The organism is Ferrimicrobium acidiphilum DSM 19497, from assembly GCF_000949255.1.
Lineage (GTDB): Bacteria > Actinomycetota > Acidimicrobiia > Acidimicrobiales > Acidimicrobiaceae > Ferrimicrobium > Ferrimicrobium acidiphilum.
Genome location: NZ_JXUW01000020.1, coordinates 17,572 through 33,296 on the forward strand (window position 1 = coordinate 17,572; position 15,725 = coordinate 33,296).

At 57.3% G+C, this 15,725-nt stretch carries 12 protein-coding genes and 1 pseudogene; 8 read left to right on the forward strand and 5 right to left on the reverse strand.

Going from position 1 to position 15,725, the window contains the following annotated elements; all coding sequences use genetic code 11:
- Positions 1-108 precede the first annotated feature (108 nt).
- Positions 109-456, forward strand: coding sequence for a hypothetical protein (locus FEAC_RS09660; protein WP_035391275.1), 348 nt, complete (start codon positions 109-111; stop codon positions 454-456).
- Between the two features lie 348 nt (positions 457-804).
- The gene (locus FEAC_RS09665) at positions 805-1,833 is read left to right on the forward strand and encodes a putative bifunctional diguanylate cyclase/phosphodiesterase (RefSeq protein ID WP_052566171.1); all 1,029 of its coding nucleotides are present in this window, start codon (positions 805-807) and stop codon (positions 1,831-1,833) included.
- A gap of 1,148 nt (positions 1,834-2,981) precedes the next feature.
- On the opposite strand, the gene FEAC_RS15245 is transcribed toward FEAC_RS09665, so the two are convergent.
- Entirely contained in the window at positions 2,982-3,632 is a 651-nt protein-coding gene (locus FEAC_RS15245) for a hypothetical protein (RefSeq protein ID WP_160290373.1), read from the reverse strand.
- Positions 3,633-4,245: 613 nt separating this feature from the next.
- On the opposite strand from FEAC_RS15245, the gene FEAC_RS09685 reads away from it, so the two are divergent.
- Positions 4,246-5,205: a hypothetical protein gene (locus tag FEAC_RS09685; protein ID WP_035391282.1), complete on the forward strand. Its 960-nt coding sequence runs from the start codon at positions 4,246-4,248 to the stop codon at positions 5,203-5,205.
- 149 nt (positions 5,206-5,354) lie between these two features.
- On the opposite strand, the gene FEAC_RS09690 is transcribed toward FEAC_RS09685, so the two are convergent.
- The 3 genes and pseudogenes from FEAC_RS09690 to FEAC_RS09700 all read right to left on the reverse strand — a co-directional run bounded on the left by FEAC_RS09690 (position 5,355) and on the right by FEAC_RS09700 (position 9,090).
- Positions 5,355-5,636 carry a hypothetical protein gene (locus FEAC_RS09690; RefSeq protein ID WP_152623176.1) on the reverse strand — a complete coding sequence of 94 codons (282 nt, stop codon included), beginning with the start codon at positions 5,634-5,636 and terminating at the stop codon, positions 5,355-5,357.
- A gap of 1,681 nt (positions 5,637-7,317) precedes the next feature.
- Positions 7,318-8,803, reverse strand: a pseudogene (locus tag FEAC_RS16415) (ISKra4 family transposase).
- A gap of 14 nt (positions 8,804-8,817) precedes the next feature.
- Complete coding sequence (locus FEAC_RS09700; protein ID WP_052566174.1) at positions 8,818-9,090, reverse strand: DUF6788 family protein; 273 nt, start codon at positions 9,088-9,090, stop codon at positions 8,818-8,820.
- A 398-nt stretch (positions 9,091-9,488) separates the two neighbouring features.
- Between FEAC_RS09700 and FEAC_RS09705 the strand changes: the two genes are divergently transcribed.
- The 4 genes from FEAC_RS09705 (at position 9,489) to FEAC_RS09720 (ending at position 13,727) form a co-directional block, all read left to right on the forward strand.
- Complete coding sequence (locus FEAC_RS09705; protein ID WP_035392463.1) at positions 9,489-10,766, forward strand: ATP-binding protein; 1,278 nt, start codon at positions 9,489-9,491, stop codon at positions 10,764-10,766.
- Positions 10,767-10,776: 10 nt separating this feature from the next.
- The gene (locus FEAC_RS09710) at positions 10,777-11,025 is read left to right on the forward strand and encodes a hypothetical protein (protein ID WP_052566175.1); all 249 of its coding nucleotides are present in this window, start codon (positions 10,777-10,779) and stop codon (positions 11,023-11,025) included.
- A gap of 640 nt (positions 11,026-11,665) precedes the next feature.
- Entirely contained in the window at positions 11,666-12,358 is a 693-nt protein-coding gene (locus FEAC_RS09715) for an IS4 family transposase (protein ID WP_052566176.1), read from the forward strand.
- Between the two features lie 58 nt (positions 12,359-12,416).
- Entirely contained in the window at positions 12,417-13,727 is a 1,311-nt protein-coding gene (locus tag FEAC_RS09720) for an IS1380 family transposase (RefSeq protein ID WP_052566177.1), read from the forward strand.
- A gap of 456 nt (positions 13,728-14,183) precedes the next feature.
- Here FEAC_RS09720 and FEAC_RS09725 read toward each other — a convergent pair whose 3' ends face one another.
- Positions 14,184-14,933: a hypothetical protein gene (locus FEAC_RS09725; RefSeq protein WP_035391746.1), complete on the reverse strand. Its 750-nt coding sequence runs from the start codon at positions 14,931-14,933 to the stop codon at positions 14,184-14,186.
- Positions 14,934-15,469: 536 nt separating this feature from the next.
- On the opposite strand from FEAC_RS09725, the gene FEAC_RS09730 reads away from it, so the two are divergent.
- A complete protein-coding gene (locus tag FEAC_RS09730; RefSeq protein WP_035391744.1) occupies positions 15,470-15,697 on the forward strand; it encodes a hypothetical protein in 228 nt (75 codons plus the stop codon).
- The last annotated feature ends 28 nt before the right edge of the window (positions 15,698-15,725 follow it).

Below are 15,725 nucleotides of genomic sequence, written 5' to 3' on the forward strand. Positions count from 1 at the left end.
TGCGCCTGTCGAGGCTCCGCGTTTTGTGCTGGTGCGGGAGTAAATCGAGTGCATATATTTCCTGTAGCCCTGGTGAGCAGGGGGAATGAGAAAGAGAAGGAGATTCAGATGCTGGAGCATTACGGATGGTATGAGTTTTCCGAGAGCATGAAGGACGGACTGTTCTTCAATGGGCCCGCCAACGATCACGACCGCTTGCGGTTCAGGGCGTTGGGCGAGGATGACCGGGCAGAAGCGAATTCGCGAGCGATGAGCATATGGGACGAAGGTGGACTTACCGTGGCAGGAGTCTGGAGAACCGCGCTGAACGAGGTCTTCGCAGCCAAGGGTGTTGTGATGAAGCTCCGGAGGCGGCCACGTGGGCTCTGCGATCCGCTTTTGGTGCCCTCACCTGCGGCTACGCAAGTCTGTGAGACGTGTGGGCAACCCGTAGCGAATAGCCACGCGACAGTTTAGAACAGCCCGCGCACCTGGTCATCGGCCGTCGATGATCAGGTGCGCCCTTGGGCTATGAGAGGAGGAATCACAAGCAAGAGACTGCCCCACGCGAGTGGGGGTGAGCCCGAGGAGTTTTTCTGGGTTGACGAGCGAGATGAGATGCCCCACGCGAGTGGGGGTTGCTGGCGACAACACTCGTGCAGAAAGCCTGGTGAACGCACGCCTTTGACGGCGAATTCTAAGACGCGACCAGTTTTTGCGAACTACTGCTTGCCTGGTACCGTAGCGAACGCTCACGATGACGACTCAGACAATAGATTCGTGTCAAATAGACGTACCCCCTGTCGTCATACGATGGATATGCAGATGGCCGAACGCCTTCAAGAAGCACTGGCCGACCCCTTCGACATAGCAGGCCACCAGTTGTTCATCTCTGCCAGCATCGGTGTTGCCACCACCCCTGCAACTGACCCGGATACCTTCTTGCGAGACGCGGATACGGCGATGTATCAAGCTAAGAAGTCTGGGAGAAACCGGTGCACTGCCTTCCACCCGGGCCTGCACGAGCAGACCAGCCGGCATCTGCGCCGAGCCTCTGAGTTGCACGGGGCACTTGAGCGAAATGAACTGCGCGTGTTCTACCAGCCACTTCTTTCGCTTGCTAGCGGCGAAGTCATCGCCTTCGAGGCGCTGCTTCGCTGGGAGCACCCTATCGAGGGAATGCTCTTCCCTGAGGAGTTCATCACTGTGGCCGAAGATGCTGGTCTCATGCCGGCCATAGGGGCTTGGGTACTCCTTGAGGCGTGCTCTCAGACGGCCAGATGGACCCAAGATTACAGTGGGCTATCGATCAGCGTTAACGTATCCCCACACCAGATCACCGAAGAGCTGATCGTCCATGTCCAGTCCGCGCTGGCGGCCTCTGATCTGTCACCCAGTCAGCTCGTACTCGAGGTGACTGAGAGCGCAGTGGTCGCCATTGCCAACGTCTCGGTGCTCGAGCGACTGCGCGAGATCGGTATCCGAATTTCGGTGGACGACTTCGGCACCGGCTTCTCCTCCCTGGCACAGCTCCAGGAACTCCCAGTCGACGAATTGAAGATCGATCGTGCCTTCGTACAACGCCTAGCAGGTACCGAAGCAGACGCTGCCATCGTGACAAGCATCATCGAACTTGCCCACACCATCGGTCTCAATGCAGTTGCCGAAGGAGTGGAGACTACTGCTCAGGCGGCTGCCGTGCGTTCCCTCGGCTGTGACAGTGGCCAGGGTTACCTCTGGAGTCGACCGGTAGGCTTTAAGTCGGTTCCCGCTCTCCTACAGCGCCTCAAGAATCCGGAACCGTCTGATCCCAGGCACCCAAGTCTTGGGACGCCGGGCGCGACTCCGTTATAACTGACTAAGCGCTCATTTGAACGTTGGGTTGGGAGGCTTTGGCTACTATCAACGGCTGAGCTAGGTATGCTTCCGGAGCTTTCCGCCCGTCGGTCGTAGGGAGAAATTAGCTTTGCGGTACTCGCGCAACAGCGCTATGGCCAAAGATCGCCCGAGGACAGGTTCCCTGTAACCCCAATGGCGCAGGACGGCCTAACTAGCGTGTCTCAGGCCCGTTCGAGGCCAAAACTGAGCGCCGCGCTAGCCATGAGTCCGGAATGTTTACGACCATGTCCTCATGGACTAGCTGCCTAACCCTGGATCCATGTGCGTCCAGAAGCCCGGACGTATGTCGCAGCAAACAAGGAGGTCGATGGCATAGACCGAGCTATAAGCTCGCGATAGCTAGCCAATGAGAGTCCGGTCCAAGGAGATGGAATTGCTCACCAAATCGGACACTGAACCCCACTTACCTATGCCGCTTGTAGCGGATCGGTTTATTAGGGCGCCAATCGGCGACAGATACTAGATGCTCGAGTGTCGATGAGCCTTCTCTTTCCTAGTTTTCTGATCTTCCGTTTGAGTTTGGAATGAATCCCCTTGTGGTCTCTTTGGGAGCGTCACACTTTAATTCGTGACATTTCCGTCAATCAACTCTGGGAGTCATTGGAGCAATATGGCCTCTGAAATGGGCAAATGTTGCTGGCGGGCCAGGGCTCGAACCTGGAACCTCCTGATCCAAAGTTGGCTCTTGAGCTCTCAAATAACGGTCATGAGTTTGCATCAGCGCAGTTCAGAGTCGGTATTGTGTTCAGCAGTTGTCGAGAACATTCATGGTTGTTCAGAATTCCGTGACATTTTCTGTGACACGAATTGGTAGCCAAGTCGATCGCAGCAAGGCTCTCAACTACATCCGGACTGGACAACACCTGTTGCTCCCCAGCGCCAAGATGGCCCGGCATATGTTTAGCATCCACCATAACTGGTCGCTTCTGAAATCGGATCGGTTTTCACTTCCCGTGTCTATTATGGTTGGTCCTCTCGCATGAGAGGTGGATCACATAGGGTTCGCCACTCCAGAGGTGGACGGCCCCTTGAGCCCGGTCCACTTCGTACACGGTTTCTGAAACGTTCCGGTCGGGGTTTATGTGGCGTTGAAACTATAAAGGTTACTGAAGACCGCTTCCAAGGTACCAGATGAGCCATTGGCCGTTTCTATCTATAGCCAACTCTGTAGTAGTAATTACTGGGTCACAAGCGTTCACAGCGGTATTCGGGCTGCAAAACACAATTCTCCAACTTGCGCGCATTACCGAAGATCCGCAGGCAGAACTCACTGAGTTCGCAAGTGAACCGTCGCTAGCGAGTGGTTCCGTGGATACATCGGCCAAGGTGTACGATCCGCTGACCGTACTGCCAAAGTTTTGTCCAAATAGCTGCGCAAATCCGTTACTTGGCATATCAAGTAACGCTCTATCAAAGTAGCGTACGAAGCTTGAGTTCTTAGCAGATAGATCAGCGTTGATGGAGTTCTCCAACGCAACCGCCTCATTGGATGTCAAAGTGGCAGATCGATCGACATTCAAGGTTGAAGGACAGCCGGCCCCCGAATTTACTCCAGCTGTCTTGGCGGGTACGAAGTTTGGATATGTAGTATTGACAGGAAGATTAGCGATCGCAGTCACGATGGCTTGTTCCTTGATTGACAACGCCGTCCTGGGAGTGCGAGCCTTGGTGGAGGTGGTCGCCTTTTGTGTATTGTTTGGCCTGCTCGCTGCTTGGCCACAAGCGGCGAGCGTCACAGCCGAGCGGACCAGCACCTGACCCAAACATAATGATGCATATCCATCAGGGTCTTTGCCTTCCAGAACCCACCAAAAAGTGACGCAGCGTCACACTGTTGACTCTCCTTTGCCCCCCTTGATCTTGAGCGACGAATTCATCTTCGGTGTAACTCACTTTGGTCTACGTCTTGGTCTAGAGATGCGAGAATCAGATCAACGACACGGCGCCAAGGGCCAAGAGGCAGCATCGATTATGGGAACTTTATTGAGGCCACCGATCCAGCTTGAGGGTGAGAGAGTCGAATAGATAGGACTGTCGTGCTGGGATTGAGTGTGCTCTTTAGACTCGAACGACCAAGAGAGGCGCGGGTAAAGTTTGGGGTCGGGATACCGCGGTTTCCAATCTCGGAGTTGATATGGCGCGGGGAGTCGGCCTGAACACACACACACTGGGCTTCAAAGGCTCTGTTGCCTTCACATCGGCGGCTATAGTCCTGGTTCGATCGCGAGCATCTCCAAGTAACCGTGCTGTCCGCCAGGCACATGGGGGCGGTCCCAGACGGCAGGCCATGTTGTTGGGCAATCGTCGCTCATAGAGGCCATCGTTGCGATGGTTTGCTCAGTTAAAATGGGAGTTAAGGGGGGTATAATGGAAGAGATAACTAGTGCCGCCGTCACGCACGTTCCGAGGATGAGCAGGCCCTCGAGAGCCCTGGTCGCCGGAGTTGCGCTCGGCGCAGCCGCGCTGGGCTTGGCCGCATGTGGGCCAGCTGGCGCCGGGGTCGCCTATGTCACCAGCCCGGCGGTCTCGGCGCCATCCCCGTCAGCGAGTGCAGTGGCCGGCGGCCGCTACACCTCGATCGTGGCGATGAGCGGACTGCAAGTCTCACCCCCGACCGCTTCGGCCACCTCGGAACATCTCGGGCTCACCTGGGCCCAGGCGGCAACGGTGTTCGCGGCGACCTCCGCGGTCCAAGGGTCCCACGCGCAGGCGATCCTCGGCTACGGGCTCGTGACCCTCAGCGGCTCGACGCTTCCGAGTGGGACGTCGCCTCTTGATCGCCGCGGCGCCTGGGTGGGGATCACCTGGGGTGGGACCACCAGCTGCCCCGCCGCGACCGTCCCACCAAGAGGTTCCTCGTCGAGCAGGGCTTCCTACCGCCAGATCTTCACTGCGGTGGTGATCTACGGCCAAGGCGGTGACGGTACGATCGTCTACACCAGTCGGGGGACCCCATCGTGTGGCGGCCCGCAAACCGGACCAACCGTCACAGCAGCCCGGGAAGTGCTGTCAGTACCGTGGAAGCAGACGACACCGCTGCACAACGGGTCGGTTCGCGTAACCTACCGGGCGCCGAGCTGCGCCACGCTGTTCTCAACCGCAAGCAGCGGCAACATGGGTGTGGGCAAGTACACCCTCACTGTGGAAGTCACCGTCCCCTTCGACCACGCCAGCTGCCCGACCACTACGCACACGACCAACATCAGGCTGTTTCCATCCCCAGCTCCACCTAGCGCCCCGGCTGTCCCGTCACATCCAACCCTTGGTCACGGCCCGACCGGCCCGGTTAGCGTCCTCCAGACGGGTCGCATAGCCGGAGGCCCCTAGGGTTCCGGGGCACGGGGCGCTCCAAAACGCAGCGCCGGTGTTGGCTGGCATCCTTGGCGTCGTCGTTGAGATCGTCGGTTGTCCAACGTCCGGCTCCCGACATGCCGGGCCTGCAACGGTCACCATCCGCCGTTCTGGGCATACGCCCGTCATAGGGGAACACCGCAGTAGACGGCGCCTTCAGCGTCAATCTCCCCGCCGGCATCTACGAGGTCACCTCGTGTAGCCCGCGTTACCAGGGCGGCGCTGCGGTCTGTGACCCGGCTGTCGGAAGCACCATCGGGGTCCAGCCCGGTCGGACCACCGACATCCAGATCGACTGCGAGGCCAGATGCCACCGGGAAAGAGGATCTTCGGAAATAAGCGGTATTCCGGTACCAAGATCGACCAGGAATCGGCAAGTTGTTGAGCGTTCTGAGGTGTATGGCCAAATTGAAGGATCTTCGGAAATAAGCGGTATTCCGGTTTGCGGCGTTGGGTATACAGGTGTTGGAGCGTCGTCTTGGGAGTACCTGGTCAGGGATTTGATAGCTTGCGCAGCTGAATGCTTACAGCACGACCTGAGGGGCAAAACCCGGACTGGTCATAGCACTGGTGCACGAGCCCGGAGAAAACCAACAAATGAGAGCGCCACCGGGTCCCCTCGTGAAGATGCCGATACGTCATACATGAGTTCCCTGATGCCAAAGTGGGGCGCTAGCATCCCTGAGATCTCCTGGTAGACGAGATCCCGATACCGAGACCGGAGTACCCTTCGTGCCTCTTGCTGGTGGGTCTTTTTAGTTCGTCAAAGGCTGATTCGATCTCTCAACGTTTGGAGTGGAGTGCCGCTAGTTCATGAGCCGGTGCTATCTCGGGATCGGTGATGGTGCAAGATAGTCGGTAGAGGAGATCCGGGTCCTCCCCTTCGGTGATCTGGTACTGAATTACTCCGATAGAGAGATGATCGGTCAGTCATTCCCCTTCTGGCTGATCTCTCCACCCGGGTCTTGGCATAAGCACCACCCGAGACGCAGTGCAGCACAGGGGTGTTACTAGGTTAGCGGTATTGGACTAGAGAACAGTTTTGCCAATGTACATTTCCACCCTGCCGCCGTCCAATCCTTGCCCACATTTCTGCCCACATTTTCACGCGTTAAGCTATGTGAAGATGTGTTGGGCGGTCGACTCACAACGCTATGACGTGCACTTATGCGTTTAGATACGTCGAAAGATTGTTGGTGGATGTAACTCTTAAATAACCTCCAACTGCGTTATGCGACCGGTGGAAAATTAATGGTTATCGCAATGGTGCTCCCGACCGTTAGCGAAAAGGTTGATCCCTTAGCGAGCTTTGCTACAATTTCATCTAGCTTGTCAAGAAGGCGTGTGACTCAACCCTGTAGCCTGTCCACGATGTCCTCAACCGGGCCCCGAGATCTGATAAAATCGTACTTTCGCGGATGGCGTAAACCTTGGTTAATTGTGGTGACAACAGCCGTTGCGTGTGCAAGTGCCTGGTGAGCTGTCGTGTTATCGGTCACCTCTACTCTCTACATACAGTCGAGATGTGCCTCAACCGTTTTGTAGGCCTTAGTGTTGTTCATGCCTGAATCCGCTCCAAATTACATATACATTGAACCGCCTCGGGGTCTACGGAGACCAAGAGCGGTTCAGGTTTTCGATCCACAAAAGATACCGATGCATATATGACCGCAAACTTAGGGGCAGGTGGTGGCTCTAAGTCTCCTACCAGTACAAGTTGATCTACCTTGTGCGCAGGTACAGGAGAATTCCTGGTACGACAACACTTGTATCCGTTTGAGGGTGTATGCCCTGGGAAAGTGCCCACTGACGCGAGTTCATTATATCGTATTACAGTACATCCGTACGTCAACTGTTGCAACCCCTTGGGCCAGATCGTGGGGACATCCAATCGATCGAACCTACCTCAAACTCTCGCGCGGATGCGGGAGCAGCGAACACCACAACCAGCTGCTCAGTGACATGCTAACCCCAGCGACATCCTCAAGGCCGTAACGGGCAAACAATTCGCTGTTCTGGGAGACTCAGCTGATCTGAGCACACGGAAGGGCCGCTAATGCATTTGGGTGTGGCTCTCCTCAAGGGACGTCATGCAGCCCTGGGAATGACGTTGTTTGCGTAACGGGAACGGTGGACGCGTTCGTGCTCGCGGGACAGGTGGAAGCGCCAGTAGTCGTCGAAGTCGCCGTTGGAGCGAACGACGCGTAACTTGAGGATCGCTTCTGCGCCGTCGACCGACCAGCGTGCGCCGGTCACGTCGAATCTGTCCTTCACGATGTGTCGGCACGCGCCTTCGATAATACCGGTATTGATCGGCCAACCCCCTGCGAGTGCTGTCGGGTAGTCGAGGTAGGCGGCCTTGTTGGTAAGGTATCTGGCACAGGCATCGGCGCCTTTGCGATCCGAGGCCATCAGGCCTTCGCTCGAGGCACGTCTGCGGATCCCTGCCGCTACGTTGCGTGCCCCTCCATCGAGGATCGCCAATACTCTCGTGCGCACCCAGGCCTCAGCTCGTGGATCCCCCTCGTCAAAGAAGCACCACGTGGCTGTCCAGAGATACTCCAGTACGTGGATCAGATCGATGATGATCGTCACGTTGATCTTTCGCTTGAGTGCTTGTGCCTTGATGCAGTCGATCTGGTGATTGTTCCCATCGACGAGTGCAACCCAGGTACGGAGATGCTCTGGGTCCCTTCGCTCTGCCTCGTCGAAGACGTCTCTGATCACCGGGGCTGCATCTTCGAGCACGCTGGCGCACAACCACTTGTGGTTAGCCTCTGGTCCTTTGACCTGCTCATCGTCCCTCGATGCCATGACATCGGTCGGCTTACGGGGAACTGGAGTCACATCGTAGACCGCCCCAATCTCAGCCATGCGTTTTCTTCCACGCTTCTCGCCCCTAGACAGGCGACCCTTGAGCTTAGAGGAGGCATCATCAGCTGCCTTCTTTGTCGCCCCTCTTAAGTGCCTCGGGACGCATCACGATACCCTTGTCATCGACCGAGAGCACTAGGACGTCACCGGGAGCGCACTCGGGTACTGAGCGCTCGGCATAGAAGGCGTCGACGTCTGAGGCGCCACGTTTGGCCAAGGACTCCACCTGGCGCTTGCCGACCTTTTGGCCGGTTCCTCGCTCAATCGCGGCGGTTGCCTCGTCATAGGAGCCACGTGACGCCTCGATCGCCGACCATCGCCTGAGGCCATGCGAGTGCTTCTCTTCGGGCAGGTTCAACGAGGCGTCGACTAGATGAAGGTTCTCCTCGCCGCGCTGGCGGTAGGCGAACCGTCTGACACGTACCTCGCCAAAGACGGTGCAAAGGGCTCGGTGGTGTCCAACCTCGATGCTGTCCCGTGGAGTCCCCGCGGAGTCGACAACACCTTCGACACGGGCCTCGCGCTGTGCCCGCAGATCGAGGTGGTCCTGGAACAACCGGCGAAACAGCTCACGGCTCGACACCTCGAGCCGGGCTTCGAGGGAACCGTGGTCCAATACGAAGGCCTCCTCTCCGTCCAAGAAATCGACAACCGACTCGAAGTGCTCGCGCGACGAGCAGAAATTCGCATCACCCAGGATCCCAACTGTCCCGTTCACCGTCGATCGCTCGCTCTGGTGGCCCGCACCCGGGCGACAAGCTCGTCCAGCTCGACCTGGGCCTCGGCTGCGAGATCGTTGACGCTCTTTCGGTAGCGGGCCACCGCCTGGGCCACCTCTTCGACCTCCTCGGGACGCAAGGTGAGCATCTTGGTTCGACCTGCGACGCTATAGGAGAGCGCAGGACTCTCGTGGGGGTCACCCGCGGCACACCGGCAGCTCGGCTTGCCGCACTTTCGTCGCAGCGTGATGAGCGAGCCGGGCAACACCCTCGGAGCTTTTCGTTTTGGCCAAGCGCGACATCATGCCACCTCCAGTCTGTTAGTGCCAGCCTAACAGACCTACACCCCAAAAGGCCTCGGATGGTGGATTATGCAAAGAATCGGGGGGTGCCTGCAAGAGGATCAACGGCTCATTGACGGAGAAACCCCTAATCACAGGTCCCTCCAGGAGAGCCACACCCAATGCATTTGTAGTCCAAAGGGGTTCTCTTCTCGGCGTAACTCCACATTCGTCCAAGTGCGTTCCTTGACGGGGTTCGCATAACGGTGTCCGGCCGAGGATCTGCGGAATTCGGCTCACGATCACTGCATTCATCGGCCAATTAAGGCTGCATAATTCGGGATAGCATCCTTGCAATCATCGGTGTAGAGCTATGATAGCAGTCATGGATACCGTTGCAGTACTCGGACGTGCGTACCGGTCGCGAGTGATCGACATGGCGCTACTTCGCGCGCTGAGCGCGGCCGGTGCTGTGGTAGTCGAAGGTGCCAGGGCCAGCGGCAAGACAATGACCACCCTGCATGCCGCAAATTCCTATACATTCATCGACGATGCTGACGTACAACGCACCCTGGAGATCGCGCCACGCTCGGTGCTCGAGGGGGACGCTCCACGACTGCTCGACGAATGGCAAGTCAACCCCGAGCTCTGGAACCTGGTTCGACGCGCCGTCGATGCGACCGCGGAACCTGGGAGGTTCATTCTTACCGGGTCTGCTATACCCGCCGACGACATCACCCGCCACACGGGGGCAGGCAGGTTCATCCGACTTCGCCAACGGACGATGACCTGGTCGGAGAAGTTGGATGGAGCTGCTTGTCAGGTAAGTATCGCCAGACTGTTTGAGGGTGAGCGACCGGCCACGGATATGAAGGCCAGCATCGAACTCGACGAGGTAATCGAGAATATCCTGCGGCCTGGTTTCCCCGCCATGACGGCGCTCGGGCTCGAACAGTCCGCAGACCGCCTTAGGGCCTACATCGACGACGTTGCACGCACGGATATCAGACGACTGGCCGACGTGCGGCATGAGCCGGACGTGATCAAACAACTGATTGCTGCGCTGGCCCGGTCCATCGCTTCCGAGGTAACCAACAGAACCCTTGCCGCCGACGTGCGAGCGGTAGCGCCGACGATCGACGTCGAGACCATCAGCGGCTACATCAAACTGTTGCAGCGACTGTTCATCGTCGAACCCCAACAGCCCTGGGCGCCAAAGCTACGATCCCGGGCTCGGCTGCGTGTCTCGCCGAAGCTTCACTTGGTCGATGCATCGCTCGCAGCGGCGGCACTCGGAGCAGGACCGGGACAGTTGCGTAGTGATCTGGAAACATTAGGAATGCTCTTCGAGAGTGCGGTGATCCATGACCTGATGGTGTTCGCGTCTGCAATCGGCGGCGAAGTCCGCCACTACCGAGACTCGAACGGCAAGGAGATCGACGCGATCGTCACACTTACCGATGGACGTTGGGGAGCAGTCGAGGTCAAGCTCGGCGGGGCACAGATGCTGGCTGGGATCAAGTCGTTGCGCGACGTCATCGACCAGATCGACACTGACGCCGTTGGCGAACCAACCTTCCGTCTTGTCGTCACCGGCACCGGTCCGGTCCTCATCGCGGACGATGGCACCGTAATCGCCCCACTGAGTGCTCTCGCGCCCTAATCGCAGTTAAATGCAGGCTCGACGGGCTAGAGTTGCCCGTCAGCGCGCAAAGCCCGATGCAGCTGCGTTTGCCGTCTCCCGGCGTACCTTTCTCGGTGCAGTAGCAGATCAGGACAGTGACCAACGGCCGGTGTCCGGTGCCAGCGGCGATCGACTGGAGGAGATACTTGTAGCCGTCCCCACCCGCCATCAAGTGCATCAAGACCGTCACGCCGGTCAGGTGCCTCCGCGACATGGCCTGGGTAATGTAGCCGAGTGATATAGAGGCCATGCGATCTGTACTGGCTCCCTTCCTGCGGCAGCGCGTGAACAAACGCTGTGGTAACTGCAAAACGCTGAGACCCCAACGATGGGCTCTGAAGGCAGTAGAGTCTGCGTCGACCTTCGTCCTCTGACGATGCGGCCTGAGACTGCCACGCTTGCCCTCTGCCCTACCTACAAGACTTCGTTACAGTCCTCCAATCTGCCGGGAACCCTGACTCCGGCAACCGTATGCTCAAGGTCGGTTACAACACAGGACCACTCAGCGTCGACTTCCAAGAGTGGAGGTGAGCTGGTGGCGGCCTCGATCGGTCCGGATCTCGCCCAGATCGCGTAGAAGAACCTCACTCCGTTCCCCAACTCCCGAGTCGAAATGGACAAATGCGAAGACTGGCTGCCACCCGACGCGAAGTTCGACACCGTAGTCTGCGCAGTAGCGTTCCACTGGTTGGATCCGGGCATCCGGTTGCCGAAATTGGCCAAAACGCCGCGTGGTAAAGGGACCCTAGAATCCCACGCCGCCACCATGCAAGACCAGGCGCAGCGGGCTTCTTCAATGACACACAGCCGTACAAATTGAAGTGTGGTCTAAGTGCAATATCACTTAGTTAAGGTCATCTTGTGCATGAACTTGGTTCATGCCAAGAGTCGGTCAGGTCAAGGTTCCCGATGGCGAGCGTCTCACGGATCGGATAGCCATCGGGGTATTGACCTCGATGTTTCCGCCAACGCTCATCGACGAGGTAATCCAGAGGGCTGGGAGGGTAGAGCAACGTCATCGGTTGCTCCCAGCGCGGGTGGTCGTGTATTTCACCCTTGCGATGTGCCTATGGGCCGATGAGGGTTATGAGGAGGTTGCCCGGCTACCCGTCGGTGGCTTAAAGCATATGGCCCGCTGGCGAGGAGACTGGCAAGTGCCGAGCTCTGGGGCACTCACCCAGGCGCGTGCCCGGCTCGGTGGTGAGGTGATGAAGATGTTGTTTGAGCGGATTGCCTCACCGACGGGTACCGAGTCCTCGGTCGGCTCGTGGTGGCGGGGCTTACGGCTCGTAGCGATCGATGGGACCGTGTTTGACCTACCAGACACCGAGGCGAACTCGGCTCACTTCGGTCGACCGGGGAGTAGTCGGGGTGAGATGCAAGGGGCCTTCCCCCAGGCTCGGGTGGTAGCACTCGTCGAATGTGGAACGCACGCGATTATCGGTGCTGAGATCGGCGCATGCTCTACGGGAGAGACCACCTTGGCTCGTTCGCTGTTCAAGAAACTAAACCTAGAAGCACCGACGCACCCGGAGAATTGGTCCCCCAAAACTGAAGAAAGTGCCCCCTGAGCTGGTAGAATAGGTGTATAGAAGCATCCAAAACGACCAACCAAGGAGAACACTTTCTGTGACACAATCTTACCACACGCCAGAGGCTATCGAGGTTGCATTTGACGATGAGAATCTGGTCGCTAATGCTGGACTCCTTCTAGTCTCCACCCTTGCTTCCAAGCTTGGCCTAGATGCTCTCATCTCCGAGCGGGTCGATCTCACCGGTCGAGTGGGTGGAGCCAATCCGGCGAGTAAGTCATTGACCCTCATTCATGCGATGGTGGCGGGAGCCTCGCATATCGACCATATAGATATGTTGAGAGCCGGGGCATCTTCGAAGCTGCTTCCGTTTCGGGTAGTAGCTCCCTCTACCCTTGGTACCTACTTGCGCTCCTTTACCTCATGTCACGTTCGTCAGTTAGACGAGGTGATCGAGGAAGAGCTCACCCGTGCTTGGACAATGGGCCTGGCCCCGGGAGACGATCCCCTGGTGATTGACATCGACTCCACTATCTGTGAGGTATATGGGTATCACAAGCAGGGAGCAGCCTATGGCTATACCAAGAAGCTTGGCTATCACCCACTCTTGGCGGTTCGCTCTGATACTGGTGAGGTACTTCATTGTCGAATGCGAAAGGGTTCAGCCAATACACAACGGGGAAGCAAACGCTTTGTTCAAGAACTCATCGCTAGGTGTCGACGCATCGGTGCAACAGGCAAGATCACCATCCGCTTTGACCCTGGGTATCAATCAGAGGCGACCTTGAAAGAGTTAGAACGTCTAGGCATCTCTTACACCATGGCGGTTCGTGCCAACGCCAAGGGGATAAAGTCGCTGGTAGAGGAGATCAGTAAGGACTCCTGGGTAGCTATTGACTACACCGAGAACGGTGAGGCCCAAGTAGCCGAGACCACCTATAAGGGCAGACGACTCATTATCCGTCGTACCCGCCTCATTGGTGACCAGGCAGAGCTCTTTCCTAACTGGAGATACTTCGGGTTTGTGACCGACTTGGAAGGTCCAGCCATTGAGCTGGATCAGTTCCATCGGAACCGAGCACGGATTGAACTCTCCATCAAAGATCTCAAAGAGGGAGCAGGACTAGAACACATCCCCTCTGGTAAGTTTCATGCCAATGGAGCATGGCTAGCCCATGCGGTGATCGCCCATAACCTCACCCGTCAGGTGAGCTACCTTGGTACCATTACCCCTCGAGAGTCCATGGTCATAGCCCGTACTTTTCGCAACCACTTCATCTCGCTTGTCGGGCGCCTTGTCAACCGATCGGGAAAGATGATACTGCGCACTCCGGCTCGTTGGCCATGGGCCAAGGCCTTCATAAGAGCACTCATCACCCTCCGAACACTCGAACCAGTTCCCATCTAGGGAACTACTTCCGACTCGAAAGCGCGGTCGGGCAACACTCTCCATGCGCCCCACAAATGAAACACCAAATCAGATCCTTAACCCACCACGCCTAACTCTGGGTCAGAACCGATCCAGAACCCCGGGTTAACTCAACGGCACAAAGTCACAGCCTGAGGGCCACCGATGCACCCCGAAACCGGGTTGGTCGGTGGATCCACAAGCGCCGGGAACTCCTGGTCCATCCAACCACGACACTCCCAGGCCTACCATCGTCAAGCGGATGAACCCTTCAAGTTCGAGCTGCTGGACTGGAATAGGTTACGGGGCGACTCTGCGCCTCTTATAGCGCTGACGGACTTCCATGACGCTGATGCCGGCGATACCTAATCCGGCGAGTCCCAGCCCCACCAAACCACCTCCGAGTTCAATGTCCCAGCCGTTATCGAGTGGCGCTTGTGGTGGACCGGTGACGAGTCACACCGGAGTGGGTGCCGAGCTTTGGGACGCACTCACCGGTGCGACGACCCGATGACCCGTCGGCGAGATGTAAGAGCCTGGGATGCGGCCAGTTTTAGACAATGGTGTTGAAGGAGTCACGACAAGCGGTGTCGTGTTAGGTCGGTGACTGGATGTGGGTGCACTCTGGCTCGCCACGATTCTATAGCTGATGGTCGCCGACTTGCCATTCCAGGCGTTGCCAAAGCCCTCTCCACTGGCCAACTCGACCGCGAGGGGTATGGAAACCTGCTGGTTTGGGGCGACATCATTCGCGATGGGCAGCGTGATGTTCTCAAGTGATGGTAGTGTGAGTGGCGAGGATAGACCAAGACTGTTGGACGAGCCGGGATCGAGACGGTAGGTGATCGTCCCCTTGGGGGTGGTCACCAAGAATTCGAGTTGCCCAAGGTCTCCAAACACCTTCAGCGTATCTGTAACTCCGGTGAACTGGAGATCAAAATTCTCCGGTAGGTCACCCGTATTAGACAGTGTGAGTGGAACCGTGTTGGTTGGTACACCCGGGAGGAGGTTGGTCGCTTGGAGGCTCCCGTTAGTAAGACTGATGCCGACCGATGCGCTCGCAAACTGGCTCGCTGGAGCCGGAAAGGCGCCTTGGCCAAAGAAAGAGAAGCTCGCTATTGAGGCCGAGCCTCCAACGGCGATTGCGATCCAGCCTAACCTCGTGAACCGTGGCCATACTATTGCGGGTCTGCCTCTATATTCCACCGCGACACCCTTTGCTGACGAATGCACTGTTTTGACGAGTACACAACGATGAGTTTATGGAGGTTAGTAAAGCAGGTCAACACATTTGATAGCTTCGGTCTGCTTATCTGAAAGATTTAGCAGATTAGCTATTGAGGTGACACTCTCGGTTGTCCGCGTCGATGCCATGGCATTGACTTGGTGCAGCCAGGAACGGAGACAACGGCTGAAGTCGGTGGGCCGTGTGTGATGCGCTCATACAAGACCTGGCATAGAGGATCGGCCTAGGTAGAGACAGATGTCCAATCGGGTCCCAGAATCCTAAAGCCACACGCCTCGACGAGTGGCTCCTTGTTATACACACAGCCGTTCAACTAGGCTGGACGAATCGCCCCAGGTTTTACGGATACCCGAGGAGGTGCATTCTTTGGCCCTCAACGGTTCCGCGCCAAACTTGTGGCGCGCTCGCGACCACAAGACAAGACAGCTACTACTCCTGACAGCCTCGATCACTAGCCTTACATTATTCGGCTGATTCTGCAACGTCATAGGAACTTATGGTAATCTACAACCGAATGCTCATGTCAACTAGCCACGCCGATGCAGTGGATCGTTTTAGCGTCTTGCTGCCACAGCAAGTCTTGCCTTGCTGTGCTACCATTAGAGATATCGCGCTCATCGGCGATGTCTCGAAGTCTGACATGTTCGTTGGCCAAGAGGAGGACGATCTCTCCTCACATGACTTGAACAGCCGGGGCATTACACTTGGCAATGGCGGAGGTTAGGAACTCTTTGTCCTCGTCGCTCAACCTG